Origin of the sequence: Tateyamaria armeniaca (genome assembly GCF_045797845.1) — a bacterium.
Classification (GTDB): Bacteria; Pseudomonadota; Alphaproteobacteria; order Rhodobacterales; family Rhodobacteraceae; genus Tateyamaria; species Tateyamaria armeniaca.
The window spans coordinates 3,180,781-3,206,185 of record NZ_JBHDIY010000002.1; the positions used below are offsets into that span (position 1 = coordinate 3,180,781).

The window sequence follows — 25,405 nt, forward strand, 5'->3', positions numbered from 1 at the left end:
GTATAGATCAAGGTTCAGGCAAAATGCCAGCACCAGTTATGCCGGGCTAGCCCTGAACGCGGGTAAACGTGCCTTTGCCCTCAAGGATCGATTTGAACCCGCCGGGGGTGTCCAGCGGGAAGACGATCAGCGGCAGGTTATTGTCGCGTGCCAGGGCAATCGCGCTGGCATCCATGACGGCAAGACGTTTTTGCAGGACCTCGTCATAGGTGATCGTGTCATAGCGCACAGCGTCGGCGTGTTTCTGCGGGTCCTTGTCGTAAACTCCGTCGACACCGTTCTTGCCCATGAAAATCGCTTCGCAGGACATCTCATTGGCGCGCAGCGTCGCGGCCGTATCGGTTGTGAAATACGGGTTGCCCGTTCCGGCTGCAAAGATGCAGACCCGCTTTTTCTCGAGGTGACGCACAGCGCGGCGGCGAATGTAGGGTTCGGCCACTTCGTTCATGGTGATGGCACTGATCACCCGGGTAAAGACCCCGACCCCTTCGAGGGCCGATTGCATCGCCAACGCGTTCATGACCGTGGCGAGCATGCCCATGTAATCCGCGGTCGTGCGCTCCATCCCCTGGGCGGAGCCTTGAAGCCCGCGAAAGACGTTGCCGCCCCCGATGACCATGCAAATTTCGACGCCCATGTCGTGCACCGCCTTCACTTCGCGTGCGATCCGTTCGACTGTTGGCGGGTGCAGACCGTACCCCTGATCGCCCATCAGCGCCTCGCCGGAAATTTTCAACATTACCCGTTTGAAGGTGGCTCTGGTGTCGGTGTCGGTCATGGCGTGCCCCTGCTCTTTCAATTGCCGCGCAACCTGTCCTAAAAGCGTGCAGGTTTCAATGGACGACACGAGCATGATCCGCGACCTGATCGCCACCCTGCCCCCTGATCTGCCTGTACTGATCGCCGGACCCACCGCGTCGGGCAAATCCGCCCTCGCGCTGGCCATCGCAGAGGCGCAAGGCGGGGTGATCGTGAATGCCGATGCCAGTCAGGTTTATGAGTGCTGGCGCGTGCTGACAGCGCGCCCATCGGTCGAGGAAGAGGCACGTGCGCCGCACCACCTTTATGGGCATCAGCCCTATGACGCGCCCTATTCGACCGGTCACTGGCTGCGCGAGGTTCTGCCTATTCTTGACGGTGCGCGTCCGATCATTGTGGGCGGCACCGGGCTCTACTTTGCCGCGCTGACCGAGGGGTTGGCGCATATCCCCGAAACAAAGCCCGAGATTCGCGCCGCTGGGGATGCGATGGAGCTGGCCGAGATGGCGGCCGCTCTGGATCCTGAAACCGCATCCCGCATCGACATGGCCAACCGCGCCCGGGTGCAGCGCGCATGGGAAGTGGAGCACAGCACCGGGCGCTCTCTGGCGACGTGGCAGGACGACACGGCTCCGCCGACCTTGGCCACTGATGCCTTCCGAGGCATCGTTCTGGACAGCCCGAAGGACTGGCTGACCCCCCGGATCGAGACCCGGTTCGACCAGATGTTGCAGGGCGGCGCGCTGGATGAAGCACGGAATATGCAGGATCGATTTGATCTGAACCTGCCCTCTTGCCGGGCCATCGGTGCAAAGGAAGCGATGGGCGTGATCAACGGCACCCTCAGCCACGAACAGGCCGTGACATCAGCCGTGATTGCAACGCGCCAATATGCAAAACGGCAGCGCACATGGTTTCGCGCCCGTATGGCAGGCTGGCATTGGATCGACGCCCCCGGCCTTGCAGGCGATTGACATTATTTGCTATATTTGTACAGCAAGCCCACCGCTTGGTCCCGACAAATTGCCAGTTTCGAACAAATCGAGCATGCCATGTCTCTGCCGCCCATTCGGGTCACACCCCTTTCCCAACTGACGGGCGCACAGGACTGGCGGTTGTCGCTGGCCCATGATCGTGAGGCCCATCTGCTGATCTGGATCACGCGTGGTCAGGGGCGCATGTTGCTGAACGGCACGCGGCGGGGCGTGGGCACGCACAACGCGATTTCGATCCCCGCCCACACGCTGTTTTCGCTTGAACTGGGGCGGCAGGGCATGGGCCTTGTGGCCGTGATCCCGGATGGCACGCCCGTGCGCCTGCCCAGCGGGCCGCGCCATTTGCGGGTGCGGGACGTGACTGCGATCAGCGAAATGACCGGTCTGTTCGAGGCCGCCCAACGCGAGGATGCCGCGGCGCGGGAACTGGCGCAGGACGCGCTGGATGCCCATATCGCGCTGATGTCGGTGTGGCTGCGCCGCCAGATCGCGCTGCCCGACAACCTGCCTGTCCCGATGAACGCGGCGGCTCGTCTCAGTGCGGCCTTCTGTCAGCGCATCACCCAGTTCTACACAACCGGCATGAACATGGCCGACCACGCGGCGGCGCTGAATGTCACGCCGACGCACCTGACACGGGCCTGCAAGGCGGCAACCGGGCGCACGGCGGCGGATTTGCTGACGGAACGGGTGCTTTATGCCGCGCGGATCGCCCTCAGTGAATCGGACGTCGCGATCCAGGACATCGCGCGCCATCTCGGTTTTGGATCGCCCGCCTATTTCACCCGCTTCATCCAGCAACACACCGCCAGAACCCCCACCGCATTGCGCCAATCCGCAAAGCGCTGAGCCACCCGGCCGCGCGTCCGGATTTCAGACCGATCCGGGTGCATGTCGCAAACGGGATGGTTTTATGTCGCAATTGTTCACTAATTCTGCGACACGCCCCGTTGACCTGCGCCTGGTTCTGTTGCCTCATGCGGGCAGGGAAACAAAAAAGTAACCGACGCCTGCCCGAAATGACCCGCTGCACTGCACGCGGATCGCCGGGCAAACCGGTACAGGGGAAAAACCAAAGACACGGAAAACCGCACGTCACACTGCTTTGGGTCTTTCGGACCACCAACGGCGAGGCGCTTTGAATGCCGCCCGCACTCCATCACCGGCAGCAAAGACTGCCTTCAGCCACCAACAGGGGCGATTTTATGGGACTATTCATCCTGAGACGACTAGGCGTGATGTTGCTGACCGCAATATGCCTGACCTTTCTCGTCTTTTTCCTGACCAACCTTTACCCGAACCTCGAAAAACTGGCCAAAACCCAAGGCAACTTCCGCATGTCGGACGCGGCCGTGAGCAGCTGGCTGGGCAATCGGGGCTATCTGGACAACACATTCGTCAAATACGGGCGCTGGCTGGGCGTGGCACCGGGCTGGGTCACCGAAGGGGCCGACGGCGCCGTGACGGGCCAGTGTTTCGAAGAAGGCACGCCAGAGGGGGATCGCCCGACATTTTGCGGCATCCTGCAGGGCGACTGGGGATATTCGCTGGTCTTCAAGGATGAGGTCAGCAGCATTGTCGCCGTCAGGCTGGCCGCGACGGGCAAGCTCATGGGCTTTGTCCTGCTTGTCATGGTGCCGATGGCGCTGATTGTCGGCGTGCTGGCGGGGATGCGCGAGGGATCGGGGCTTGATCGATCGCTCTCGACCTTCTCGATCGCGACCACGGCGACGCCGGAATATGTGTCGGGCGTCATCTTTATCGCGGTCTTTGCGAGTTCGGCCTTTGGCCTCAAGTGGTTCAAGGGGTCGGCGACGCAAGCCATCGAAAACGCGACTTTTGAGAACTTTACCCTGCCTGTGATCACCATCGCGCTTTACGGCATGGGCTATATCGCTCGGATGACGCGAGCCTCGATGACCGAGGTGATGACGGCGCAATATATCCGAACCGCACGGCTCAAGGGCGTGAGTTTCGGCAACATCGTCATGAAACACGCGTTGCGCAACGCGCTGATTGCGCCCTTTACCGTGATCATGTTGCAGATCCCGTGGCTCTTGAACGGTGTGGTGATCGTCGAGACCCTGTTCAACTACAAGGGTTTTGGCTGGTTGCTGGTGCAGGCAGCCTCCAACAACGACATCGAACTTCTTCTGGCCGTCTCGGTCGTCTCTGTGGTCGTGGTTCTGATCACGCAGCTGATATCGGATATCGGCTACGTGTTCCTGAACCCACGCATCCGCATTTCTTAAGGGAGGGCCAGGATCATGGAACCTTTGACGTGGACAGGCACCCTTGGCACCTTTCTTGACCCGGTGCTTTATGCGGTTTCGGCCATCTTCCTGATTGCGGTGGCGGCACAGATCGTGCTGAGCATCGCATCAGGCAGCACGCGGGTGGTGACCAACCCCGACGGCACGCTCAGCTCTTCAAGTGGCGCCTACGGCATGGCGGCAGCGGCGACACGCTGGATCGGGATGGCCCTTCTGGGCATCGTTCTGATCTATCTTGTGGTCGGCGCATTTGCAGGCCCGACATTCGCCGGGATCATCGGCGGGATGAGCCAGCAGCTTGTGCCGGTCTGGATCGCGCTGATCGTGACCTTTGTGGTGTCGATCAAGTTCAAACGAAAGCTGGGCCTTTACGGCAAGCTGTTTGATCTCGACTGTTGGCATGATCGGCTTTGCGCTGGTGATGTTCTGGATCTTTGCAGGCATCATGGCCGGAGTGTTCGATCTGATCACCACCCATGACAGCCTCAGCCAGGTGTCGGGGATGAAGAACAAGCTGCCCGGCACACCGTTGAATGGTGCCGAGGACGGCGAATACGCCTGGTATCTGCTGGGCGGTGACAACCTTGCGCGCGACGTGTTTTCCCGCCTGTTCAAAGGCGCGTGGGTCGTGGTGCAGATCGCACCGCTGGCCACGCTGTTCGCCTTCATGGTCGGCATCACGCTGGGCTTGCCAGCGGGCTACTATGGCGGACGTCTGGACACAGTGTTGTCGTTCCTTGCAAACCTGATCCTCGCCTTTCCGGTCATCTTGCTGTTCTACCTGCTGGTTACGCCCGAGATCGTCGCGACAGGCATTCCCAACTACATGGCAACGGTGCTGTTTGTCTTTCCGCTGGTGTTCGTGGGGGTTCTGCTGAACTCGCGCTACTACACGCAGCCGAGCTTTCGCACGCCATTGTTGATCGTGGTGCTGGGTGTGCTGGGGTGGATTTACCTTCAGTTGATTTCGAATGCAGGTACGAAGGTGGCGATCCTGCCCGAGTTCCTTGATCTGTTCGACATCGAAGGGGGCATTCTGGTGGTGTTCGTGTCGGTTGTGTTCGTGAACGCGCCCACCGTGTTTCGGATCGTGCGCGGCCTCGCGCTTGACATCAAGACGCGGGATTATGTGGCTGCCGCCCAGACCCGTGGCGAGGGCCCGTGGTACATCATGCTGTGGGAGATCCTGCCCAACGCCCGTGGCCCGCTGATCGTCGATTTCTGTCTGCGCATCGGCTACACCACCATCCTTCTGGGCACATTGGGCTTTTTCGGTCTGGGACTGGAAAGCGAGTCGCCCGATTGGGGCACCACGATCAACGCGGGCCGCCGCCTGTTGTCGATCTATCCGCACGCGGCCATCGCCCCTGCCCTGTCCTTGCTGACACTGGTGCTGGGTCTGAACCTGCTGGCGGATGGTCTGCGCGAGGAAAGCCTCAAGGATTGATGCAAGCGCGGGACCGGGGGCCAGCCCCGGACCCCCGGAGTTTACTTGGCAAGATGAAGAGGGATCATCTCTTTACGGCCAGAGGAGAAAATGACGATGGCGAAACAGGATTACGATGGACCGATCCTTGAGATTGACAGGCTGAGCATTTCCTTTTTCACGCGGTTGCGGGAAATCCCGGCTGTGATGGATTTTTCCGTGACGGTGCAGCCGGGCGAGGCTGTCGGTCTGGTCGGTGAATCCGGCTGTGGCAAATCCACGGTCGCCCTTGGGGTCATGCAGGATCTGGGCAAGAACGGACGCATCGTAGGCGGCTCGATCAAGTTCAAGGGCCGCGATCTGCAAGAGATGAGCGCCGAAGAGTTGCGCGATATTCGCGGATCAGAGATCGCGATGATCTATCAGGAACCGATGGCAAGCCTGAACCCGGCGATGAAAATCGGCAAGCAGTTGATGGAAGTGCCGATGATCCACGCGGGCATGAATGAAAAGGACGCTTATGCGCGCGCCCTGCAGGTGGTCACGGATGTGAAGCTGCCTGACCCCAAGCGCATCCTGAACGCGTTCCCCCACCAGCTTTCGGGCGGTCAGCAGCAGCGTATCGTGATCGCGATGGCGCTGATGTCTGAACCCTCTTTGCTCATCCTTGATGAACCCACAACCGCGCTTGATGTAACGGTCGAGGCGGCCGTGGTCGAACTGGTCAAGGATCTGGGCAAGAAATACGGCACTTCGATGCTGTTCATTTCCCACAACCTTGGCCTTGTGCTGGAAACCTGTGACCGCATCTGCGTGATGTATTCCGGTGAGGCCGTGGAACGCGGCAGCATTGAGCAGGTGTTTGACGACATGCAGCACCCCTATACCCAAGCCCTGTTCCGCTCGATCCCGCTGCCCGGGGCTGACAAGAATGCGAGCCCGCTGGTGGCGATCCCTGGCAACTTCCCCTGCCCCATGAACGCCCGCCGGGCTGCAACTTTGGCCCGCGTTGTGACTATTTCGAGGCCGGGCGCTGTGATGCGGACAAGCACATCTACATGGCCCCTGCAAACGAAGATGGCAGCCACGAATCCCGCTGCCTGAGGTTCAAGGAGATCGACTGGAACGCGCCACTGGAGCTGGCAGACGTCAAGACCAAGGGAGACGTCGGAGACGTTGTTCTGAAGATGGACAACCTCAAGAAATATTACGAAGTGGCAGCGTCGGCCCTGTTCTCGTCAGGTGAAAAAAAGGTGGTCAAAGCCAACGAGACCCTCAGCTTTGAGGCCCGGGAATCCGAAACGCTGGCCATTGTAGGCGAATCCGGCTGCGGCAAGTCGACATTCGCCAAAGTGCTGATGGGTCTGGAAACCGCGACCGAGGGCACAATCACCCTTGGCAACAAGCAAATTCAGGACATCCCGATCGAAGACCGCGACACACAGACCGTCGCGGACGTTCAAATGGTGTTCCAGAACCCGTTTGATACGCTGAACCCGTCCATGACCGTCGGCCGCCAGATCGTGCGCGCCCTTGAAATCTTCAAGGTCGGCAACAACGAGGCTGAGCGCTGGCAGCGCATGCTCGAACTGCTCGATCTGGTGAAACTGCCCCGTGCCTTTGCCACGCGGATGCCGCGCCAACTGTCGGGTGGGCAGAAGCAGCGTGTGGGGATTGCCCGCGCCTTTGCCGGGGATGCCAAGATCGTGGTGGCGGATGAACCTGTCTCGGCGCTCGACGTGTCGGTGCAGGCCGCTGTCACCGACCTGCTGATGGAAATCCAGCGCGAGCATAAAACGACGCTGCTGTTCATCAGCCACGATCTGTCCATCGTCCGCTACCTCAGCGACCGGGTTATGGTCATGTATCTGGGCCATGTGGTCGAGCTGGGCAGCACCGATCAGGTGTTCTCGCCCCCTACCACCCCTACACCGAGGCGCTGCTCTCGGCCGTCCCCATCGCCGACACCAAGGTGCAAAAAAGCACATCGTGCTTGAGGGTGATATCCCGTCGGCGATGAACCCGCCATCGGGCTGCCCGTTCCAGACGCGTTGCCGCTGGAAATCGGAAGTGCCCGGCGGCTTGTGTGAACGCGAAGTGCCGCCAGTGCGCCATCTGGCCGAAGGCCATCAGGTCAAATGCCATCTCGCCGATGACATTCTGGCCCGCATGGAGCCTGTGATCAAAATCGCTGCGGAATGACGGCGCGCACCCTTAGGCGGGTGCGGCCGTGAGGATGTAGTAATAGGTTTCGATGTCGGTGTAGTTCGCACCGATCACACCGGCGACATAGCCGATCCAGAACTGCCACGCGCGCGGGTTGCTGCGCGCGAAAATCTGGCTCATCACAAAGCCGATGGGCGCGATGGCGACTCCTGCGATAAAGGCGGCGGTCAGATAATCCGCCATGATCAACTCATAAAGCGTCGTGGTGTTCAGCGTGACCATGAACAACAGGCCGACATTCATCGCAAACAGGATGCCCGCTGTACCACCTGCGAGACCGCCAGCCGCCAGCATATCCAGATGGAATATCCGCTTTTTGCCGGATTTGTTGACCAGCCCGCGGCCCCTGACGACCACGTCTGATGCATTCATGGTGCGCCCCGAATTGATGCGCGCCACCCGTTCGTCGAATGTCGATTGTCCCGCTTTCATGTCCTTACTCACTCACCGCTGCACAATGCAACTTGGACTAGAGCGCGCGTCCGTGGCGAGACTGTGGCGAAAGCGGTACGATTTGTGGGACGACACCCGGTGTGGGTTCAGCTGCCCCAGATCACGCGCACATAGTTGCGTGTTTCGCGATATGGCGGGACGCCTTTGTGCTTTTTCACGGCACCCGGCCCTGCGTTGTAGGCGGCAAGTGCCAGACGCCAGCTGCCAAAGGTCAGGTACTGCTGCTTGAGGTATTTCGCACCGCCTTCGAGGTTCTCGTAAGGGTCCTTGCGATCCACCCCAAGGCTGCGCGCCGTGGCGGGCATAAGTTGGGCCAGACCATAGGCCCCTTTGTGTGATCGCGCGGTGGCATTCCAGCCTGATTCCTGCTGCACCAGACGCAGGAACAGATCGACAGGCACACCGTGGCGGCGCGCGGCATCCTTGGCAACGGCCAGATAGGGGCCGTTATATTTGCCGCGATATTTCGGGGTATCCGTGTCCCATTTGGTTGGCGTCACCACTTTGGGCGGCTGCAGTCGGACCGAATTGCTGTATTGCTTGGCCGCGCGGGTATCGAGCACTTTGGTCTGTGAATTGAACAGCGCGGTGCGATTGCGCGACGACAGCGTTTGCGCCAGCCCTGCCTCTGCCACCAGAGCCAGAACAATGGCCCCTGCACATGCTGCCCGTATCACAGTCCCACACCCCAGTTGACGGCTTCATCGCCACTGGCCGCACTATATACGGATTTTTCGGCATTGATCTACCCTCTGTGGTTTCACGCGGTATTAACCATGTGTAGGCTAGCGACAAAGTGAATGCGGGCACAGGATCATCGCGCCACCAAGGACAAGGGAAAAGAATATGGCAGGATCGGTTAACAAGGTCATTCTGATCGGCAATCTGGGGCGCGATCCCGAGGTGCGGACGTTCCAGAACGGCGGCAAAGTGTGCAACCTGCGCATCGCCACTTCCGAGACGTGGAAAGATCGCAACACGGGCGAGCGCAAGGAACGGACCGAATGGCATTCCGTCGCCATCTTTTCCGAGCCGTTGGCGCGGGTGGCCGAGCAATACCTGAAAAAAGGGTCCAAAGTGTATATCGAGGGCCAGCTTGAGACCCGCAAATGGCAGGACCAGTCCGGTCAGGACCGCTACAGCACCGAAGTGGTGCTGCGCCCTTACCGCTCAGAACTGACGATGCTGGATGGCCGCGATGGCGGTGGCGGTGGCGGCAGCTTTAGTGGCGGTGGCGGCGGTGCTGACCAGATGGGATATGATGACCGTGGCGGCGGCGGTGGCGGCGGGTCTAGCCCAGCCCCTAGTCGCGATCTGGATGATGAAATCCCGTTCTAAGGCCGCATAAAGCGAAGATTCAGAGGGCTGGAGACCAACACGGTTACCAGCCCTTTTGTTTGGCCGGTCAGCTACGCTGTAGTGTCAGTTGGCCGCCAAAGCGTCTTCCAGCACACTCAGCACCACATCGCCCGGCACATCCGACGTTACAAATGCCTCGCCGATGCCGCGTGCCAGAACGAAATTCAGCGTTCCGGCCACGACTTTCTTGTCCTGTCCCATCAGCTCCAGCAGCGCCTCCGCCCCCGGCAGATCGCCGGGAATATCGCGCAGATCGGTCTTCATCCCCATGGCCTTCAGATGCGCGCGCACGCGGCTGGGGTCTTCCTGACTGCACAAGCCAAGGCGCGCGGACAGCTCAAACGCCAGTCCACAGCCAATCGCGACCCCCTCACCATGCAGCAACCGGTCAGAATATCCCGTGGCCGCCTCAAGCGCGTGGCAAAACGTGTGCCCGAGGTTCAACAGTGCCCGCTCGCCCTGTTCGGTCTCATCGCGCGTGACAATTTCGGCCTTCATCTCGACGGATCGGCGCACTGCCGCGACCCTCAAGGCCATGTCACCTGCAGCCATGGCCGGTGCATTTGCCTCAAGCCATTCAAAGAACACGGCATCGCCAAGTAGGCCGTATTTCATGACCTCGCCGTAGCCTGCCAGAAAATCGCGCGTGGTCAGGGTGGACAGAACATCCGTATCGGCCAGCACGAGGCTTGGTTGGTGAAAGGCCCCGGCAAGGTTCTTGCCCTGCGCCGTGTTGATGCCCGTCTTGCCCCCGACCGAGCTGTCGACCTGCGACAACAGCGATGTCGGCACCTGAACAAAGCGCACGCCGCGCCGCAGAACGGCGCAGGCAAAGCCGACCAGATCGCCGATCACTCCGCCGCCCATGGCCACAACCACATCGCGCCGCTCGATCTTTTGATCCAGCAGCCATTCGGTGACCTGCCCAAGATGCGCCCAGCTTTTGGTGGCCTCGCCGGGGGGAAGCTCCAGAACGACGGTGTCGATGCCCGCGCTGCCCAATCCGGCCTTCAGCGCCTCAAGATGCAAGGATGCTACCCGCGTTTCGGTGACAACGGCGACACGCGGGCGTGGCAAGAACGGCGCGATCAGGCCCCCGGATTCCGCGATCAGGCCAGGGCCGATCAGCACATCATAGGCGCGCGCGCCAAGCGGCACATGCACGGTTTCACGCATCAAGTTTCTCCAGAATATCGGGGCGTTCGGTGATCATGGTTGCAATCACCCGGTTGACCATCTCGTCAATCGAGAGGTCGGGCAAGGATTTCACGGTCACATCCGCCAGCGCATAGAGCGGCACGCGTGCCGCGTAGATTTCGGCCAGTGTGGCGCGTGGATCAGGCGTGCGCAGCAAGGGGCGCGTGTCCTTGTGACGCACACGCTGCCACAGCAGATCAAGGTCGGCGTTCAACCAGACGGAAACGCCGCGTTCCGAAATGATGTCGCGGTTTTCCTGCGCCAGAAACGCGCCCCCACCGGTGGACAGCACACCGCGTTCGGTGTCCAGAAGGCGCGCAATCACCTGCGTTTCCTTGGTGCGGAAAAACGGCTCTCCGTCGCGCTCGAAAATCTCTGGCACCGTCCGGCTTGCGGCGGCCTCGATCTCGGCATCGCTGTCCAGAAATGGCACGCCCAGCCGTTGCGCAAGGGCACGGCCCACAGCGGTTTTCCCGGCCCCCATCATCCCCACCATCACGATGGTCTTTTTCAAATGGTACTGCGCCTTGAGCTGTGATTTTGACTGATATTGCTGTTTTTCGCTCATTACGCTGTCAATGACGTGATTTTCGGAAAAAGGCCATATATGCTTTGCGGCAAAACAAGAATTCGCTCAAACGTCATCGAGGCAGTACATCCATGGGCCGACTCTTCAAGCTGTTGATCTTTCTTGCGATCATCGGGTTCATCGGACTCGTGGGCTATGCCTATGTGGGCGAGTATTTCGGTGCCAACTTCTCGCCCCCTCAAAACGAGGTGCGCGTGCCCGTGACCCTCGATGCCGAATAGCGCGCGATCCATCCTGTGTCTGGCCGCGGTGATCGCAGCCATGGGCGCACAGGCCCAGGAGCAGGCCTCCGCCCCGCTGAGCGTCATCGACTGGCTGGACGAACAGGCGCTGCAACCCACCGCTTTGCCGCTGGATGAACCGGATGTGGCCGCCTCTGGCACAGTGCCGCAGGTCACCGTGCGCCCGCTTGGCACCGCGGCGCCCAAACGGGTCGGACTGGCCCCGCCGGATGTGACCGGGCTGCCCGATACGCTTTGGTCCGGCAGCAATGCATCAACCCTTGCCCGCGCGATTGCCGACATGCCGGATCTGCGCCTGCCCGCGCTGCAATCGCTGTTCTTTACCGTCCTTCTGGCCGAGGCGCAGCCGCCCAAGGGCAGCACCACTGCCTTTGATCTGGCCCGCATTGACGCCCTTGTCGCCCTCGGGGCACTTGATCCGGCCCTTGCGCTGATGGAACAGGCCGGGCCAGACGCATCGCCCGCCCATTTTGCACGCTACATGGACATGTCGCTGCTGGCGGATGCGCCGGTGCGGGCCTGCGCGATGTTGCGCGCCCGTCCCGCCCTTTCGCCAGGCAAGGCCGAAGAGGTGTTTTGCACCGCCCGCGCCGGTGATTGGAGCACGGCCGCCCTACAACTTGGGACCGCGCGGGTGCTGGGGCTGATCGAGCCGTCGGTGACCGACGCACTGGAACGGTTCCTTGATCCGGACTTGTTTGAGGGCGAACCGCCCCTGCCGGTCCCCACCCGCCACAGCGCCCTGATGTTCCGCCTGTTCGAGGCGAACGGCACCCCGATCCCGACGCGCAGCTGGCCCGTGGTCTATGCCAATGCGGATCTGTCCGACACGGCAGGCTGGAAGGCCCAGATCGAAGCAGCAGAGCGTCTGGCGCGCACTGGCGCCGTGCCGGACAACCGTCTGCTGGGCCTTTACACCCAACGTCGCCCAGCCGCGTCGGGCGGAGTCTGGGACCGGGTTGCGGCCCTGCAACGGTTTGAGACAGCCCTTGGCACCGGCAGCCCTGCGGCGGTTTCAAAGACATTGCCAACCGCGTGGCGCGCGATGCAACAGGCCCGGCTGAGCGTGCCATTCGCATCTCTGTTCGCCGATGACCTCGCAAAAATGACGCTCAGCGGCGCGACGGCGGACATCGCCTTTGAGGTGATGTTGTTGTCCCCCAATTACGAGCGTGCGGCACAACTGTTCCCGACCCGTGCACTGCGCCGCCTCGAACTGGCCGCCGTTGCGGCAGGCGAAGTGCGATCGGGGCTGAACGCTCAGGGCACGTCGCAAGCCATTCTCGCCGCATTTGACGATGCCGAACCAGACCCGCGCATCATCATCCGCGCGCAAGGCGGGGCATTGGGGGCCGCGCTGCTCGACACACTCGCACTGACGCTTGAAGGGGCCGAAGGCGATGTGTCCCGCCTGACGACCGGGCTTGCCACCCTGCGCGCTTTGGGGCTGGAAGACGTCGCACGCCGCACGGCCCTGCAGGTCATGTTGCTGGAGGACGGGCAATGAGCAGCACGTGGATTTCCACATTTCTTGAGGCGCAGGCGGCAGAGCTTGGGGCCGCACGCAACACCCTTCTGGCCTATGGCCGTGACCTGATCGACGCGCAGGGATGGCTGGAACGTCAGAACACCGATTTTGCCGCAGCCACCCAAGCTGACATTGAGGGCTACCTGATCCATTGCGATGCGCAGGGTCTGGCCAAATCAACCCGCGCGCGTCGCCTGTCGGCGCTGAAACAACTGTTTCGCTTTGCGTTCGAAGAAGGGTGGCGGGCCGAAAACCCGGCCATTCAGATCGCAAGCCCGGGACAGGACACGCGCCTGCCCAAGACGCTGGACGAGGCCGAGGTGGACCGTTTGCTGGATGCCGCACGCAACTACGGGCGGAATGCGAACGACCGCGCGCGCGACACCTGCCTGATGGAGCTTTTGTACGCCACTGGCATGCGCGTGACCGAACTGGTCAGCCTGCCGGTCAGCTCCGCGCGCGGCGATCCGCAAATGCTGTTGATCCTCGGCAAGGGTGGTAAGGAACGCATGGTTCCGCTCTCGCCCCCGGCCCGCGCGGCGCTTGCAGCGTGGATCAAGGTGCGTGACGACGTCGAAAAGGCAGCGCAGGCCAAAGGCGCGCAGCCCTCACGGTTTCTGTTCCCGTCGCGCGGGGTGCTAGGCCACCTGACGCGCCACTGGTTTTATGCACGCATCAAGGCGCTCGCGGCGTTTGGCAAAGTGGCTCCGGACAAGGTGACGCCGCACACGCTGCGCCACGCCTTTGCCACGCACCTGCTGGCCGGGGGTGCGGATTTGCGTGCGATCCAGACGATGCTGGGCCATGCCGATGTCGCGACCACTGAAATCTATACCCATGTTGTGGACGAACGCCTGACCCAACTGGTGCTGGATCATCATCCCCTCGCAAGGGACGACACGCGCAAGGCAGGCGGCAAAACCTCTTCGGACGGCCAGTGATCGCTGAGCAAGCCGTCGTGATACCGAGGCAGCGACCCTATCGAAGGCAGTTCCGTCTGAAACATTGGCCTGCGCGCAGCCCAAACATGACTTCCCGCGGTATTGGGGCCAGATTGTGTGTCGTTGGGGCGCGCTTGTGCCAAAGTCATTGTGCCGCATGTGCGTGATCCCTTGAATGCACCGCCCCGCGCCCCCATAACCCTGACCTGACCAAAGGATAAAATCACGAATGGACGACCCTACCACTGTTTACGATGCTGCGTTCTGGACCACCGCCGGGGTGATCCTGTTTCTGCTGGTGCTGTCGGGGTTCTTTTCCGGGTCTGAAACCGCGCTGACCGCCGCCTCGCGGGGCAAGTTGCGCACGCAAGCCGACAAGGGGTCGGGCGGCGCGCAGCGGGCGTTGGACATCACCGAAGACAACGAGCGCCTGATCGGTTCGGTCCTCTTGGGCAACAACCTTGTGAACATCCTTGCGGCCTCGCTTGCCACCAGCCTCTTCACCCGCGCCTTCGGTGAAAGCGGCGTGGCGCTGGCCACACTTGTGATGACCCTGCTGGTGCTGATCTTTGCAGAAGTGCTGCCCAAGACCTATGCGATCACCAATTCGGAAAGTGCCGCCTCGATGGTGTCGCGCCCGATTTCGCTGGTGGTCACAGTATTTTCGCCCGTCGTGGCCGCCGTGCGCCTGCTGGTGCGCGGCCTGTTGCGTCTGTTCGGTCTGCAGGTCGATCCCGACAGCCACATCATGGCCGTGCGCGAAGAGATCGCAGGCGCGCTGCAACTGGGTCACTCCGAAGGGGTGGTCGAAAAGGAAGACCGGGACCGTATCCTGGGCGCACTTGATCTGGGCGACCGCACGGTCGAGGAAATCATGCTGCACCGTTCGGGCATCGAAATGATCAATGCCGACGATGAACCGCAGACCATCCTGGAACAATGCCTCAAGTCCAGTCACACCCGCCTGCCCGTCTATCAGGACGAACAGGAAAACATCATCGGCGTGATCCATGCCAAGGATCTGCTGCGCGCGATGTATGATGTGGTGGGTGGACCGGACGGGGATGCCAGCGCGCTTCGGTCGTTCGACATCTCGGCTGTTGCGATGCCCCCATACTTTGTGCCCGAAACGACGACGCTTGACGAACAGATGCGCCAGTTCCTGCGCATCCGTAGCCATTTTGCACTGGTCGTGGACGAATACGGCACCTTGCAGGGCCTCATCACGCTCGAAGACATTCTGGAAGAGATCGTCGGTGAGATTACGGACGAATTCGACCCCGACGGCGACCTGCCCGTGATCCAAAGCGAGGACGGGCACTATCTGGTGGACGGCGCGACCACGATCCGCGACCTGAACCGGGCGACCGACTGGAACCTGCCCGATGACGAGGCCAACACAATCGCCGGTCTTGTCATCCACGAGGCTCAGATGATTCCGACGGTTGGTCAGGTGTTCAGCTATCACGGCTTCCGATTTGAAGTGCGCGAACGGGACGGTAACCGGATCACAGTGCTGCGCATCAACGCATTGGAGTGATCCGTCAGGCGGCCTCGCCCGTTTCGTCGCGCACGCGCAGCCAGTCGCGCACATCCTCAAGCCGCCCTCGCGCCACAGGCACCTTGTCACCGCAGACAAGCCCCAGTTTGGCACCGTTCAGCTTGGCCGCCTTGCCTTGGGCCACCCAGTGCGAGCGGTGCGTCTGAATGCCATCCTGCGGGGTGACCTGTTCCAGAAAGGTGGACATGCGCTCGCGGATGGTTTCGATACCGCTTTCCATATGCACTTCAAGATAGTGTTCCGCGGCCTTCACCCGACCGATCTCGGCCAGCGCGAAACTGCGCCCCGCCAGCGTGATCGTACGGCGCGACGGCGTCGTTTGGTTGCGCAACCGTTGCGCCGGGATCAGCCACAACAGGGCCAGCGTTTCAAAGGCGTGAGCCACCAGAATGTTGCGCACATTCATCTGCCACGTCATTATTCCCAGCGGGGGGCGCCACGGTTCAAACAGCAGGCTCAGCACCGCGCCGGCGATATAGGTCGAGGCCAGCACAAGAGGTGCGGACAAAAAGATCAGCGGGATCGCCTTGCCAAACAGGCGATGCCACATCTTGCCGGTCACCTTGGAATACAGATCCGACGTCAGCATGTAGATGAAAAGTGCGACGAACCAGAACGCCATGCGCAGGCCAAAGCTGTCAAATTGCGGCAGCGTGACTGGATGCCCCGTCGACATGATGAAAAACCCGACCGCGATCAGAACCCACATCTGCCACGAACGATAAAGCTCATGCATTTCGCGTAGCGTGAAATGCACCATGCTGCCATTCGAGACGTAGACGTGCACTTTGTGATCAAGGTTCTTGGCGAACATATTTCGAATCTAACATGTGACGCCAACTAGAGTAAATGTTCCACGACGGCCTGACGGGGGTGCGGTGAAACGATCAATCGGTATCAGTTACAGGCCTGAAACGATGAGTCCATATCGCCTGACCGCGCCCCACCATCCCTATCCGCGCAGGCGCGTTCCGTCCGCATCAAAGGGCGGTGCGTCAAGTATTGTTGCCTTATGCGGGCGTCCCAACACCATCACATCGACCTGTTCCCCCGGTCCGACGTCTTTGACGTAGGCCAGCGCAAGGCTCATCCCCACGGAATATCCATAGGCCCCGGACGTCACCCGGCCCACGCCCTTATTACCGAAAAAGATTGGCTCGCCTCCCGTTGCATCCGCGCCTGACGCATCCGTATCTGCCGCGTCAAGTTGCAAAAGCACCAGTGATTCGCGCTTAGATTGAACCATGACATCGCGCGCTGCGGCCTTGTTCAGAAAATCCTTGTCCATCTTGATCAGCCGGTCGAGGCCGACTTCCTGCGGCCAGTATTCCGGGCTGTATTCGCGGCTCCACGACCCGTATCCTTTTTCAATGCGCAGGCTCATCAGCGCGCGACTGCCCACCGGGCCGATCCCCATGTCGCGCCCCGCCTCGATCAGTGCGGCATAAAGCTGCGCCTGATGTTCGGTGGCGCAGTGCAGCTCCCACCCCAGATCGCCGGTGAACGACACCCGCAGCGCCAGCACCTCGATCCCGGCGAGGTCAATGCGCGCAGAGCGCATGAACGGGAAATCGGCATTGGCAAGCGAGGCATTGGTCATGCGCTGCAGCATCGCCCGACTGTCCGGACCGGCCACGTTGAACCCGCACATCGCTTCGGTCTGGCTGGCAAAGGTCGTCCCCTCGGGCAACGGCACCTGTTTGAAAAACCGCTGGTGATAGCGTTCCGCCATCCCCGACCCGATGATCCAGAATTCGTCTTCGGCGAGCCGTGTGACGGTGAAATCCCCTGCAATGCCACCGCGCTTGCTGATCAACGGCGTGAGGCACGACCGCCCGACAGCGCGCGGCATCCGGTTGGCAAAGACAGCATTCAGCCAATCCTCGGCCCCCGGCCCCTTGCAGACGTATTTGGCAAAGTTCGAGATATCGATGACGCCGCCCGTCTTGCGCAGCATCCGGCATTCCGCGCCCACAGGCTCCCACCAGTTTTGCCGGGTGAAGCCGTCAGTGTCCTCGACCCCCGGTTGATCGGCAAACCACAGGGGGTGTTCCCAGCCATAGTTCAGCCCCATGACCGCGCCCATCTCGCGCTGCAAATCGTAAGCGGGGCGCTTGCGCACCGGACGGCCTGCACTGCGTTCCTCATTCGGGAAGTGGATTTTGAAACGGTTGGCATATTGATCGCCGACACGCGCCTTGGTGAAGGCCTTGGATGCCCATCTGCCGTAGCGTGCCATGTCCCAGGCAAACATGTCGTATTTCGTCTCGCCCTCGATGATCCATTGCGCGGCCAGCAGACCCATGCCGCCCGATTGGGAAAAACCCGGGATGATGCCGTTGCAGCAGAAATAGCCGGTCAATTCCGGCACCGGACCAAACAGCACGTTGCTGTCCGGTGACCAGATCATCGGCCCGTTGATCACCCGTTTGATCCCAGCGGTGCCCACGACCGGCACGCGGTCGATGGCGCGCATCATGTTGTCCTCGATCCGCTCCAGATCGTCGGCAAACAGCTCGTGCCCGAATTCCTGCGGCGTGCCGTCTTCGGCCCAAAGCCGGTAGTCTTTCTCATAAGCCCCGACGAGCAGCCCCTGCCCCTCCTGACGCAGATAATACTCGCCATCGCGGTCCGCCACCGACGGCAACCGGCGGTCCATCGCCGCAATCTCGGCAATGGTTTCGGTGACAAAATACTGGTGTTCGGTGGGTTGCAAGGGCAACTGGACTCCGGCCATCGCCGCCACTTCACGGCCCCACAGGCCTGCGGCATTCACCACCCAAGGCGTCGCGATATCACCCTGTTCTGTGCGCACGATCCAAGTGCCATCGGGCTGCTGTTCGGTGCCGGTGACGGGGCAGAACCGGATGATTTCGGCCCCATTCGCGCGCGCGCCCGCCGCATAGGCGTTCGTGACGCCCGACGGGTCCACGTTACCACCGTCCGGTTCCCACATGATGCAACGGATGCCGTCGAAATCGACCAGTGGGTGCAGGCGTTCCGCCTCTGTGCGGTTCACCTCGAAAAAGTTCATGTCATAGAGTTTTGCCTTGGCTGCCTGCAGTCGCAGTTGATGTTCGCGCGCCTCGGTCTGTGCGAGATAGAGCGATCCGGGCTGAAACACGCCGCAGCCCTGCCCGGTTTCCTGCTCCAGCTCTTTATAAAGACCCATCGTATAATGCTGAATCCGGCTGATGTTGGTGCTGTCGTGCAGCCCGTGAATGTTGGCCGCTGCGTGCCAGGTGGAGCCGGATGTCAGCTCGTCCCGTTCCAGCAGAACCACGTCGGACCAGCCGAGTTTCGTGAGGTGATAGAGGATCGAACAACCGATGACGCCGCCGCCGATCACGACAGCCTGTGCGTGGGTGCGCATGTCTTTTTTCCGCCCTTGCCTTATGTGCTGCAACGCAAACTGCGCCCCGCCGACGGAAGGCGATAGCCCGCCCGCGACATTGCGCGTCGTTTAACCACCAGCAGGTGGGATTAGTCGCGCAGGCGTTGTGCCGTCTTGGAAAGCAACCGATCCCGGTCCGGCGCCCATGTGATCGCCTCAAGTGCGCGGTCCAGAAATTCGCGGCCCAACTCACCGGCCGCTTTTTGCAGGCCCTCGTCAGGATGTTCCATCAGCCCGGCAAGGCAGCGTTGCAGTCGCTGTTGCACTTCGACCTCGCCTGCGCCGTCCCGGGCAATGCCACTATAGGCATCCATGATCAGATCGAACGGATCGATGGGCCTCACCCGCAGCCGGTCATATTGGGGGTCGGCGTCACTCGCCGTTTCATCCTTGTAGAGCGACAGAATACGCGCCGAGCGGTTCAACACATCTATGGCGGTGCCGGGGTCATTCACACCCGGCGACAGCGCCTTGCTGCCAATTTCGGACATCACCAGCAGGCCAAAGCGCGGGTCCTGATCATAGGTGCGCACGTCGCCCAGAACGGTCAGGCTGCGCACCTCTTCCTCAAACGCGTCCCGGTCCTCAACCTCGCCATCGACCCACACGACGGGCTCGTGCAGAAATACAAAGCTGCCGATGCCACTGCTGAGATAGAGCGTCACACCCGCTTTTTCCGCCTGTTCCTGCAAGGCTTCGGGATAGATGTGCTGAACATACCCACTTTGCTTGGCGCGGATCGGCGTGGCGCTGTCGGGCACGGTGCCATCCCACGCCTTGGCGCCCAGACACGGGGTTTCCAGCCGTTCGCGGAACTGGGTGCAGGTGATATCCTCGACCTGGCGGGTGGTGTGGATCAGGCTGCCAAGGGTCTGCAAATGCAGCACCCAGCGGATGATTGACCAGACAACATAGGCCAGCACCAGAACCGTGACCCAGAACAGAACCAGCGCGCGGTCGTCCACATAGATACCCGTTTCGCGCAGGATGATGGCGAGCAGCGCAAAGACATAAGCCCCGATAAACGCCGCCAGCGTGTTTTGCGTCACGCTGTCCTGCATGATCAACTGATGCACCCGTGGCGTCCACTGGGACGAGGAGGATCGATAAACACTGACCATCACGGTCAAGGAAAACGTGGTGACGGCAAGCATCGCGTTGGCGATGATGTTCAGCAGCCGGTCCGCCGAGGCACCGGGCACAGATTGCGCCATCTTGTCCGGCACCATCACCTCGATCATCTGGGTGAAGCCAAGGGCGACAAAGGCAAGCAGCCCCATCAACGCCACCCGCACATACAGCTTGCGCCAGTAATAGCGGGCCAATTGCAACAGGGTTCGCGGCAGGCTGCGCAGCAAATCGAAGTCTTTTGTCATGTCAGCGCTCTTCCCGGCTCCCGATTGGCATTCGCGACACGTTATGTCGCTTGCCGTCGCTCAACGGCCCGTATCTGGGAAATACAGTGGCGCTGAGTGCAAGAAATGACCAGCACAATAGTCATGAGGTCCCATATGAAAACCACCACCCGGGTCGCTGTTATCGGCGGCGGCGTTGTCGGCGCATCTGTGCTTTACCATCTGACCAAACTGGGGTGGTCGGACGTCATGTTGCTGGAACGCTCTGAACTCACCTCGGGGTCCACATGGCACGCGGCGGGCGGTTTCCACACCCTCAACGGCGACACCAACATGGCGGCCCTGCAGGGCTATACCATCCGTCTTTACAAGGAGTTGGAAGAGATCACCGGCATGTCCTGCGGTTTGCACCATGTCGGTGGCGTGACGTTGGCAGAGGATCAGGACCGGTTCGACATGCTGCTGGCCGAGCGGGCCAAGCATGAGATTCATGGGGCTTGAGACCGAGATCGTGACCCCCGAAGAGATCAAGAAGATCGCGCCCGTCACCAATGTGACCGGCATCATCGGTGGGCTTTATGACCCGCTTGATGGGCACCTTGACCCCTCCGGGACCACCCACGCCTATGCCCGCGCGGCCCGCATGGGCGGGGCAACGATCGAAACCCACACGATGGTCACCGAAACGAACCAGCGCGCCGATGGCACGTGGGATGTTGTGACCGATAAGGGCACGATCCACGCCGAACATGTGGTGAATGCCGGTGGTCTTTGGGCGCGCGAAGTCGGCGCCATGGCGGGCGTCTACTTCCCCCTACACCCGATGGAACATCAGTATCTGGTGACCGAAGAGGTGCCACTGATCGCCGAGATGATGAAAGACGGGCACGAGCACCCGCATGTGATGGACCCGGCGGGCGAAAGTTACCTGCGCCAAGAGGGCAAGGGCCTGTGCATCGGGTTCTACGAGCAGAAATGCCGCCCCTGGGCCGTTGACGGTACGGCATGGTCCTTTGGGCAGGACCTGTTGCAGGACGATTTCGACAAGATCGAGGATTCCATTGCCTTTGCCTACAACCGCTTTCCCGATCTGGAACGCGCAGGGGTGAAAAACGTGATCCATGGCCCCTTCACCTTTGCCCCGGACGGCAATCCACTGGTCGGCCCCGTGCCCGGCATGCGCAACTATTGGGCGGCCTGCGGTGTGATGGCAGGTTTTTCCCAAGGCGGCGGCGTAGGCCTGATGCTGGCGCAATGGATGGTCGAGGGCGAAACCGAACGCGACACGTTCGCGATGGACGTCGCACGCTTTGGCGACTGGATCAGCCCGGGCTACACGCTGCCCAAGGTGATCGAGAACTATCAAAAACGCTTTTCCGTGGCCTACCCGAACGAGGAACTGCCCGCCGCACGGCCCAACCGCACCACACCAATGTATGACATTTTCAGCGAAATGGGCGCGGTCTGGGGTCAGCAATTCGGGCTGGAAGTGCCCAACTACTTTGCCCAAGTCGACGAACCGACATACGAAATCCCGTCTTTCCGCCGCTCGGACGCCTTTGATGCAACCGGGCGCGAGGTGCGCGCCGTGCGCAATGCTGTTGGCATCAACGAAGTGCACAATTTCGGCAAATACCGCGTCACGGGTCCGCGTGCACGCGCGTGGTTGGACCGTGTTATGGCAGGTCGCGTTCCGCAAAAGGGGCGCATTTCGCTCACCCCCATGCTCAGCCCCAAGGGCAAGCTGATCGGGGATTTCACCATGTCCTGCCTGGGCGAAGAAGACTTTCAGCTTACCGCATCCTACGGGGCACAGGCCTTTCACATGCGGCACTTCCTCAACGAGGTCGAGGATGGCATGGCCATCGAAAACATCTCAGACGCACGCACCGGGTTCCAGATCGCCGGGCCAAAGGCGCGCGATGTGCTGCAGGCCTGCACCCGCACCGACATATCGCAGATGAAGTTTCTGGATGTGTGGCAGATCACCGTGGGCATGACCGACTGCATTGTGCAGCGGGTCAGCTATACCGGCGATCTCGGCTTTGAAATCTATTGCGACCCGATGGCCCAACGCCAGCTTTGGCGCAGCTTGTGGGAGGCCGGGCAACCCCATGACATGACCCCGTTCGGGATGCGCGCGATGATGTCCCTGCGCCTCGACAAGTTCTTTGGCGGCTGGCTGTTGGAATTTGGCCCAGACTACACAGCGGCCGAAACAGGGCTGGACCGTTTCATTTCGTGGAAAAAGAACGTGGCCTTCATTGGGCGCGACGCGGCCGAGGCCGACCGCGCCAAGGGGCCAGAGCGCAAGCTGTGCGCCTTTATCGTGGAGGCGACGGATGCAGATGTGCAGGCCTATGAGCCGATCTGGCTGGATGGGTCAGTTGTCGGGTTCTGCACGTCGGGTGGGTATTCGCATCACGCCCAGGTCTCTGTCGCGCAAGGGTTTCTGCCGGTTGAACGGATCACGGAGGGTCTGGAGGTCGAGATCGAAATCCTTGGCCAGATGTGCAAGGCCCGCCTTGTGACAATTCCGCTCTTTGATGCGGATGGTGCCCGGATGCGGGGTGATATAACGCGCCCATGATGCCTGTCCTGATCCTCGCCGCCGGCGCGTCCACCCGCATGGGGGGGACGGACAAACTGCTGCTTGAGGTGGATGGTGAAGCGCTGGTGCGGCGTCAGGCCCGCATCGCGCTGGCTGTCAGTGACGATGTACGCATCGCCCTGCCCCCGCGCCCGCATCCGCGCTATGACGTGGTCGCGGACCTGCCCGTCCGTACAATAGAAGTCGCGCAGGCCGCCGAAGGCATGAATGCGAGCCTGCGCACCCTGTTTGGCACACTTGAACCCGGCGTGACGCGTGCAATGCTGCTGCTAGGCGATCTGCCGGACCTGACGGAAGATGACCTGCGCGCTGTGATTGATGCCTCGGTGGCACACCCGGACGCGCTGATCTGGCGCGCAGCCACGACGGATGGCACGGGCGGGCATCCGATGATCTTTGCCGCCCCCTTGTTTGCCGCGTTCCAAGACCTTGTCGGAGACGGCGGGGGGCAATCGGTTGTCGCCAGAGCAGGCGATGCCGTGCACCTTGTGCGCCTCGACGATGACCGGGCACGCAATGATCTCGACACGCCCGAAGACTGGGCGGCGTGGCGCGCGGCCCGTGCGTCAAAGACTTAGCGCAGGCGATCCACGATGACAGCCGCCTCGTGCCGCTTGAGCGACAGGCGCGCAGCACCATAGGCATCCAGCCCTTCCGGCGTGTTGAGTTCGGGGAACAGCGCCAGCACTTCGTCACGCTGGTCCGATCCGATCCCGTGCAACGCATCATCGCCCGGCTGAAAGCTTTCGGACCACGCACCATTGGCCAGAACGACCTCGTGTTGATCAAACATCAGGTGCATGTAGCTGACGGTGCTTGTGTGCACGGCATCCACGCCATCAAGGCCGGTCAGGTGCTTGGCGGCCACCAGCACTTCGCGTTCGTCAAACATGACGGCAGCCACGTCCGACGTCAGCAACATCCGGTGCTGCGGAGAGACGAGCATGTCACGCTCAGGCAACCCTTTGCCAAGCGCACCCTGCCGGATCAGAATCGGCTGGTATTGCGGATTGAACTGCATCTCTTGCGGGCTCAGATCGCGCCGACCTACCCAGCGCAGCGGCTGCACACCATTGTCGCGGGTGAACACCTTGTCACCGGCATTCAGGTTTTCCACGGCCACTTCACCGCGTTGCGTCGCGATACGGGTGCCGGGAGTGAAACAGATGATCCGCTCGATCTCGGAAAACTCGACCCGGCGGGCGACATTGCCGTTGCTGTCCAGCAGTTCGATCACTCCGGACTCAGGGCCGGATGGGATGACATTGGCATCCACACCGGACAGATCGATCACATCGATATCCAGCCCGTCGAGGTCTTCGCCACCGACGATGGTGTGATTGCCCAGCCCATCGATGGAGAACAGGTCAGAATCCGCCCCGCCCTCGGCAAAGTCATTGTCAGGACCAAGGATCAACTCGTCTTCGCCGTCGCCGCCTGACATGCTGTCATCGCCCTGCCCGCCGGTCAGAATGTCACTGCCAGCGCCCCCCAAAAGGGTGTCCTGACCCTGACCGCCCTCCAGCGTATCATCGCCTTCACCGCCTTCGATGCTGTCATTGCCCTGACCGCCAAGCAGGCTGTCATCGCCCCCCTGGCCAAAGATCAGATCCTGCCCGCTGCCGCCTTCGATCGTGTCATCGCCCGCCTCGATGGGGGTGACGACGGCGTCATCAATCAGATCGCCGGAAAAGGAAAACCCGGAATTGGTGGTACGCGATTCAAGGGTGAATTCGATGAATTCGCGGTTTTCGAACGAGGCGGAAAACCACGCGTCCTGATCAGATGGATTGTTCTGTTCGGTGCCCGCCGCGGTGACAGTGCCAGTGCCAGTGGTGACGGCCAGCGACGTATCCGAATTGGTGGCAAAGGCCGTAAACCCGGCGGTGTTGAAGGTGACCGATTCCTGATCGCCCACGCTGTTGCGGTCCAGATCGTTGACCGTGGCCGTCGAATTCAGCGCGACCGGGGTGCCCGTGGTCGCATTCGGGCTGTCGGGGATGAAAAACTCCATCCGGAAACTGGCCGTATCGCCAGCGCCATTGCCGTTCATCAGGATTTCGGCGCCAGTCGGGCCGGACAGATCGACAGTCAGGTTGGGATCGGATTTAGACACCAGCACGATGCGGGCTGACACTTGTGTGCCGTCTTCCAACTGCGCGACATTGCGATAGACTGCGGTATCGTCCGGTTGATTGTTTGAACTGTTCGGTGTGACGCGGTTGCCGTTCGCAATCACAAGCGGAGATGCGTCATTGCCCGGGGCCGTGCCATCGCCCACATCCCCAAACAGGGTGTCGTTGCCGCCGCCGCCCAGAATACTGTCGTCACCGCCTTCACCAGACACCAGATCCGCACCATTGCCGGCATTGATCGTGTCGTCTTCGTTCGTGCCCTGAAGGGTGTCGTTGTTGGACGTTCCGTTGATTACGGCCATGGCAGCTGCCTCACTTGAAAAGTAACAATGGACCGCGTCATGCCATCCCCCAACGGATC

The 25,405-nt window shown here is 61.3% G+C and carries 21 protein-coding genes and 2 pseudogenes; 14 read left to right on the plus strand and 9 right to left on the minus strand.

Annotated features, from left to right (window positions below):
• Positions 1-46: 46 nt before the first annotated feature.
• On the minus strand, positions 47-778 hold the full coding sequence (gene pyrH / locus ACERZ8_RS16210; RefSeq protein WP_407593185.1) for a UMP kinase: 732 nt from the start codon (positions 776-778) through the stop codon (positions 47-49).
• 58 nt (positions 779-836) lie between these two features.
• Here pyrH and miaA point away from each other — a divergent pair, with 58 nt between their 5' ends.
• From miaA to ACERZ8_RS16245, 7 genes and pseudogenes are all read left to right on the plus strand, one after another.
• Positions 837-1,733 (plus strand): tRNA (adenosine(37)-N6)-dimethylallyltransferase MiaA, encoded by an 897-nt coding sequence (miaA, locus tag ACERZ8_RS16215; protein ID WP_407593186.1) that lies wholly within the window; start codon positions 837-839, stop codon positions 1,731-1,733.
• A 78-nt stretch (positions 1,734-1,811) separates the two neighbouring features.
• A complete protein-coding gene (locus ACERZ8_RS16220) occupies positions 1,812-2,603 on the plus strand; it encodes a helix-turn-helix transcriptional regulator (protein WP_407593187.1) in 792 nt (263 codons plus the stop codon).
• A 356-nt stretch (positions 2,604-2,959) separates the two neighbouring features.
• Entirely contained in the window at positions 2,960-4,006 is a 1,047-nt protein-coding gene (locus tag ACERZ8_RS16225; RefSeq protein WP_407593188.1) for an ABC transporter permease, read from the plus strand.
• A 15-nt stretch (positions 4,007-4,021) separates the two neighbouring features.
• Positions 4,022-5,474, plus strand: a pseudogene (locus ACERZ8_RS16230) (ABC transporter permease).
• Positions 5,475-5,564: 90 nt separating this feature from the next.
• Entirely contained in the window at positions 5,565-6,557 is a 993-nt protein-coding gene (locus ACERZ8_RS16235) for an ABC transporter ATP-binding protein (RefSeq protein ID WP_407593189.1), read from the plus strand.
• On the plus strand, positions 6,512-7,450 hold the full coding sequence (locus ACERZ8_RS16240) for an ABC transporter ATP-binding protein (protein ID WP_407593191.1): 939 nt from the start codon (positions 6,512-6,514) through the stop codon (positions 7,448-7,450). Before ACERZ8_RS16235 ends, ACERZ8_RS16240 begins: the two co-directional genes overlap by 46 nt.
• Positions 7,443-7,655, plus strand: coding sequence for an oligopeptide/dipeptide ABC transporter ATP-binding protein (locus ACERZ8_RS16245; RefSeq protein WP_407593192.1), 213 nt, complete (start codon positions 7,443-7,445; stop codon positions 7,653-7,655). Before ACERZ8_RS16240 ends, ACERZ8_RS16245 begins: the two co-directional genes overlap by 8 nt.
• Before the next feature lie 12 nt (positions 7,656-7,667).
• On the opposite strand, the gene ACERZ8_RS16250 is transcribed toward ACERZ8_RS16245, so the two are convergent.
• Both ACERZ8_RS16250 and ACERZ8_RS16255 read right to left on the minus strand, forming a co-directional pair.
• Positions 7,668-8,111 carry a hypothetical protein gene (locus tag ACERZ8_RS16250; protein WP_407593193.1) on the minus strand — a complete coding sequence of 148 codons (444 nt, stop codon included), beginning with the start codon at positions 8,109-8,111 and terminating at the stop codon, positions 7,668-7,670.
• Positions 8,112-8,218: 107 nt separating this feature from the next.
• Positions 8,219-8,809: a lytic transglycosylase domain-containing protein gene (locus ACERZ8_RS16255; RefSeq protein ID WP_455771652.1), complete on the minus strand. Its 591-nt coding sequence runs from the start codon at positions 8,807-8,809 to the stop codon at positions 8,219-8,221.
• 169 nt (positions 8,810-8,978) lie between these two features.
• Between ACERZ8_RS16255 and ssb the strand changes: the two genes are divergently transcribed.
• Positions 8,979-9,470, plus strand: a complete 492-nt coding sequence (ssb, locus tag ACERZ8_RS16260) for a single-stranded DNA-binding protein (RefSeq protein WP_407593194.1) — start codon at positions 8,979-8,981, stop codon at positions 9,468-9,470.
• An 84-nt stretch (positions 9,471-9,554) separates the two neighbouring features.
• Here ssb and aroB read toward each other — a convergent pair whose 3' ends face one another.
• Entirely contained in the window at positions 9,555-10,667 is a 1,113-nt protein-coding gene (aroB, locus tag ACERZ8_RS16265; RefSeq protein ID WP_407593195.1) for a 3-dehydroquinate synthase, read from the minus strand.
• A complete protein-coding gene (locus ACERZ8_RS16270; RefSeq protein WP_407593196.1) occupies positions 10,660-11,256 on the minus strand; it encodes a shikimate kinase in 597 nt (198 codons plus the stop codon). The genes aroB and ACERZ8_RS16270 overlap by 8 nt, the downstream gene beginning before the upstream one ends.
• Before the next feature lie 92 nt (positions 11,257-11,348).
• Between ACERZ8_RS16270 and ACERZ8_RS16275 the strand changes: the two genes are divergently transcribed.
• From ACERZ8_RS16275 to ACERZ8_RS16290, 4 genes are all read left to right on the plus strand, one after another.
• Positions 11,349-11,498: a hypothetical protein gene (locus ACERZ8_RS16275; RefSeq protein ID WP_407593197.1), complete on the plus strand. Its 150-nt coding sequence runs from the start codon at positions 11,349-11,351 to the stop codon at positions 11,496-11,498.
• Positions 11,488-13,026, plus strand: coding sequence for a hypothetical protein (locus tag ACERZ8_RS16280; RefSeq protein WP_407593198.1), 1,539 nt, complete (start codon positions 11,488-11,490; stop codon positions 13,024-13,026). The genes ACERZ8_RS16275 and ACERZ8_RS16280 overlap by 11 nt, the downstream gene beginning before the upstream one ends.
• Positions 13,023-13,988: a site-specific tyrosine recombinase XerD gene (locus ACERZ8_RS16285; RefSeq protein ID WP_407593199.1), complete on the plus strand. Its 966-nt coding sequence runs from the start codon at positions 13,023-13,025 to the stop codon at positions 13,986-13,988. The genes ACERZ8_RS16280 and ACERZ8_RS16285 overlap by 4 nt, the downstream gene beginning before the upstream one ends.
• 229 nt (positions 13,989-14,217) lie before the next feature.
• Positions 14,218-15,528 carry an HlyC/CorC family transporter gene (locus ACERZ8_RS16290; RefSeq protein ID WP_407593200.1) on the plus strand — a complete coding sequence of 437 codons (1,311 nt, stop codon included), beginning with the start codon at positions 14,218-14,220 and terminating at the stop codon, positions 15,526-15,528.
• A gap of 4 nt (positions 15,529-15,532) precedes the next feature.
• Here the strand turns inward: ACERZ8_RS16290 and ACERZ8_RS16295 are convergent, their stop codons facing one another.
• The 3 genes from ACERZ8_RS16295 to ACERZ8_RS16305 form a co-directional block, all read right to left on the minus strand.
• Positions 15,533-16,363, minus strand: a complete 831-nt coding sequence (locus ACERZ8_RS16295; protein ID WP_407593201.1) for a LytTR family DNA-binding domain-containing protein — start codon at positions 16,361-16,363, stop codon at positions 15,533-15,535.
• A gap of 138 nt (positions 16,364-16,501) precedes the next feature.
• Positions 16,502-18,922 (minus strand): GcvT family protein, encoded by a 2,421-nt coding sequence (locus ACERZ8_RS16300; RefSeq protein WP_407593202.1) that lies wholly within the window; start codon positions 18,920-18,922, stop codon positions 16,502-16,504.
• Positions 18,923-19,032: 110 nt separating this feature from the next.
• The gene (locus tag ACERZ8_RS16305; protein WP_407593204.1) at positions 19,033-20,319 is read right to left on the minus strand and encodes a DUF2254 domain-containing protein; all 1,287 of its coding nucleotides are present in this window, start codon (positions 20,317-20,319) and stop codon (positions 19,033-19,035) included.
• Positions 20,320-20,454: 135 nt separating this feature from the next.
• Here ACERZ8_RS16305 and ACERZ8_RS16310 point away from each other — a divergent pair.
• Positions 20,455-22,888: pseudogene (locus tag ACERZ8_RS16310) on the plus strand (GcvT family protein).
• On the plus strand, positions 22,885-23,487 hold the full coding sequence (locus ACERZ8_RS16315; protein ID WP_407593205.1) for a nucleotidyltransferase family protein: 603 nt from the start codon (positions 22,885-22,887) through the stop codon (positions 23,485-23,487). The pseudogene ACERZ8_RS16310 and the gene ACERZ8_RS16315 overlap by 4 nt, the downstream one beginning before the upstream one ends.
• On the opposite strand, the gene ACERZ8_RS16320 is transcribed toward ACERZ8_RS16315, so the two are convergent.
• Positions 23,484-25,346 carry a Hint domain-containing protein gene (locus ACERZ8_RS16320; RefSeq protein WP_407593206.1) on the minus strand — a complete coding sequence of 621 codons (1,863 nt, stop codon included), beginning with the start codon at positions 25,344-25,346 and terminating at the stop codon, positions 23,484-23,486. The genes ACERZ8_RS16315 and ACERZ8_RS16320 overlap by 4 nt on opposite strands.
• Positions 25,347-25,405 lie beyond the last annotated feature (59 nt).

Coding starts and splice junctions, on each gene's coding strand:
- pyrH (WP_407593185.1), bottom strand. CDS start 778: ATGACCGACACCGACACCAGAGCCACCTTCAAACGGGTAATGTTGAAA.
- miaA (WP_407593186.1), top strand. CDS start 837: ATGGACGACACGAGCATGATCCGCGACCTGATCGCCACCCTGCCCCCT.
- ACERZ8_RS16220 (WP_407593187.1), top strand. CDS start 1,812: ATGTCTCTGCCGCCCATTCGGGTCACACCCCTTTCCCAACTGACGGGC.
- ACERZ8_RS16225 (WP_407593188.1), top strand. CDS start 2,960: ATGGGACTATTCATCCTGAGACGACTAGGCGTGATGTTGCTGACCGCA.
- ACERZ8_RS16235 (WP_407593189.1), top strand. CDS start 5,565: ATGACGATGGCGAAACAGGATTACGATGGACCGATCCTTGAGATTGAC.
- ACERZ8_RS16240 (WP_407593191.1), top strand. CDS start 6,512: ATGGCCCCTGCAAACGAAGATGGCAGCCACGAATCCCGCTGCCTGAGG.
- ACERZ8_RS16250 (WP_407593193.1), bottom strand. CDS start 8,111: ATGAAAGCGGGACAATCGACATTCGACGAACGGGTGGCGCGCATCAAT.
- ssb (WP_407593194.1), top strand. CDS start 8,979: ATGGCAGGATCGGTTAACAAGGTCATTCTGATCGGCAATCTGGGGCGC.
- aroB (WP_407593195.1), bottom strand. CDS start 10,667: ATGCGTGAAACCGTGCATGTGCCGCTTGGCGCGCGCGCCTATGATGTG.
- ACERZ8_RS16270 (WP_407593196.1), bottom strand. CDS start 11,256: ATGAGCGAAAAACAGCAATATCAGTCAAAATCACAGCTCAAGGCGCAG.
- ACERZ8_RS16275 (WP_407593197.1), top strand. CDS start 11,349: ATGGGCCGACTCTTCAAGCTGTTGATCTTTCTTGCGATCATCGGGTTC.
- ACERZ8_RS16280 (WP_407593198.1), top strand. CDS start 11,488: ATGCCGAATAGCGCGCGATCCATCCTGTGTCTGGCCGCGGTGATCGCA.
- ACERZ8_RS16285 (WP_407593199.1), top strand. CDS start 13,023: ATGAGCAGCACGTGGATTTCCACATTTCTTGAGGCGCAGGCGGCAGAG.
- ACERZ8_RS16290 (WP_407593200.1), top strand. CDS start 14,218: ATGGACGACCCTACCACTGTTTACGATGCTGCGTTCTGGACCACCGCC.
- ACERZ8_RS16295 (WP_407593201.1), bottom strand. CDS start 16,363: ATGTTCGCCAAGAACCTTGATCACAAAGTGCACGTCTACGTCTCGAAT.
- ACERZ8_RS16300 (WP_407593202.1), bottom strand. CDS start 18,922: ATGCGCACCCACGCACAGGCTGTCGTGATCGGCGGCGGCGTCATCGGT.
- ACERZ8_RS16305 (WP_407593204.1), bottom strand. CDS start 20,319: ATGACAAAAGACTTCGATTTGCTGCGCAGCCTGCCGCGAACCCTGTTG.
- ACERZ8_RS16315 (WP_407593205.1), top strand. CDS start 22,885: ATGATGCCTGTCCTGATCCTCGCCGCCGGCGCGTCCACCCGCATGGGG.
- ACERZ8_RS16320 (WP_407593206.1), bottom strand. CDS start 25,346: ATGGCCGTAATCAACGGAACGTCCAACAACGACACCCTTCAGGGCACG.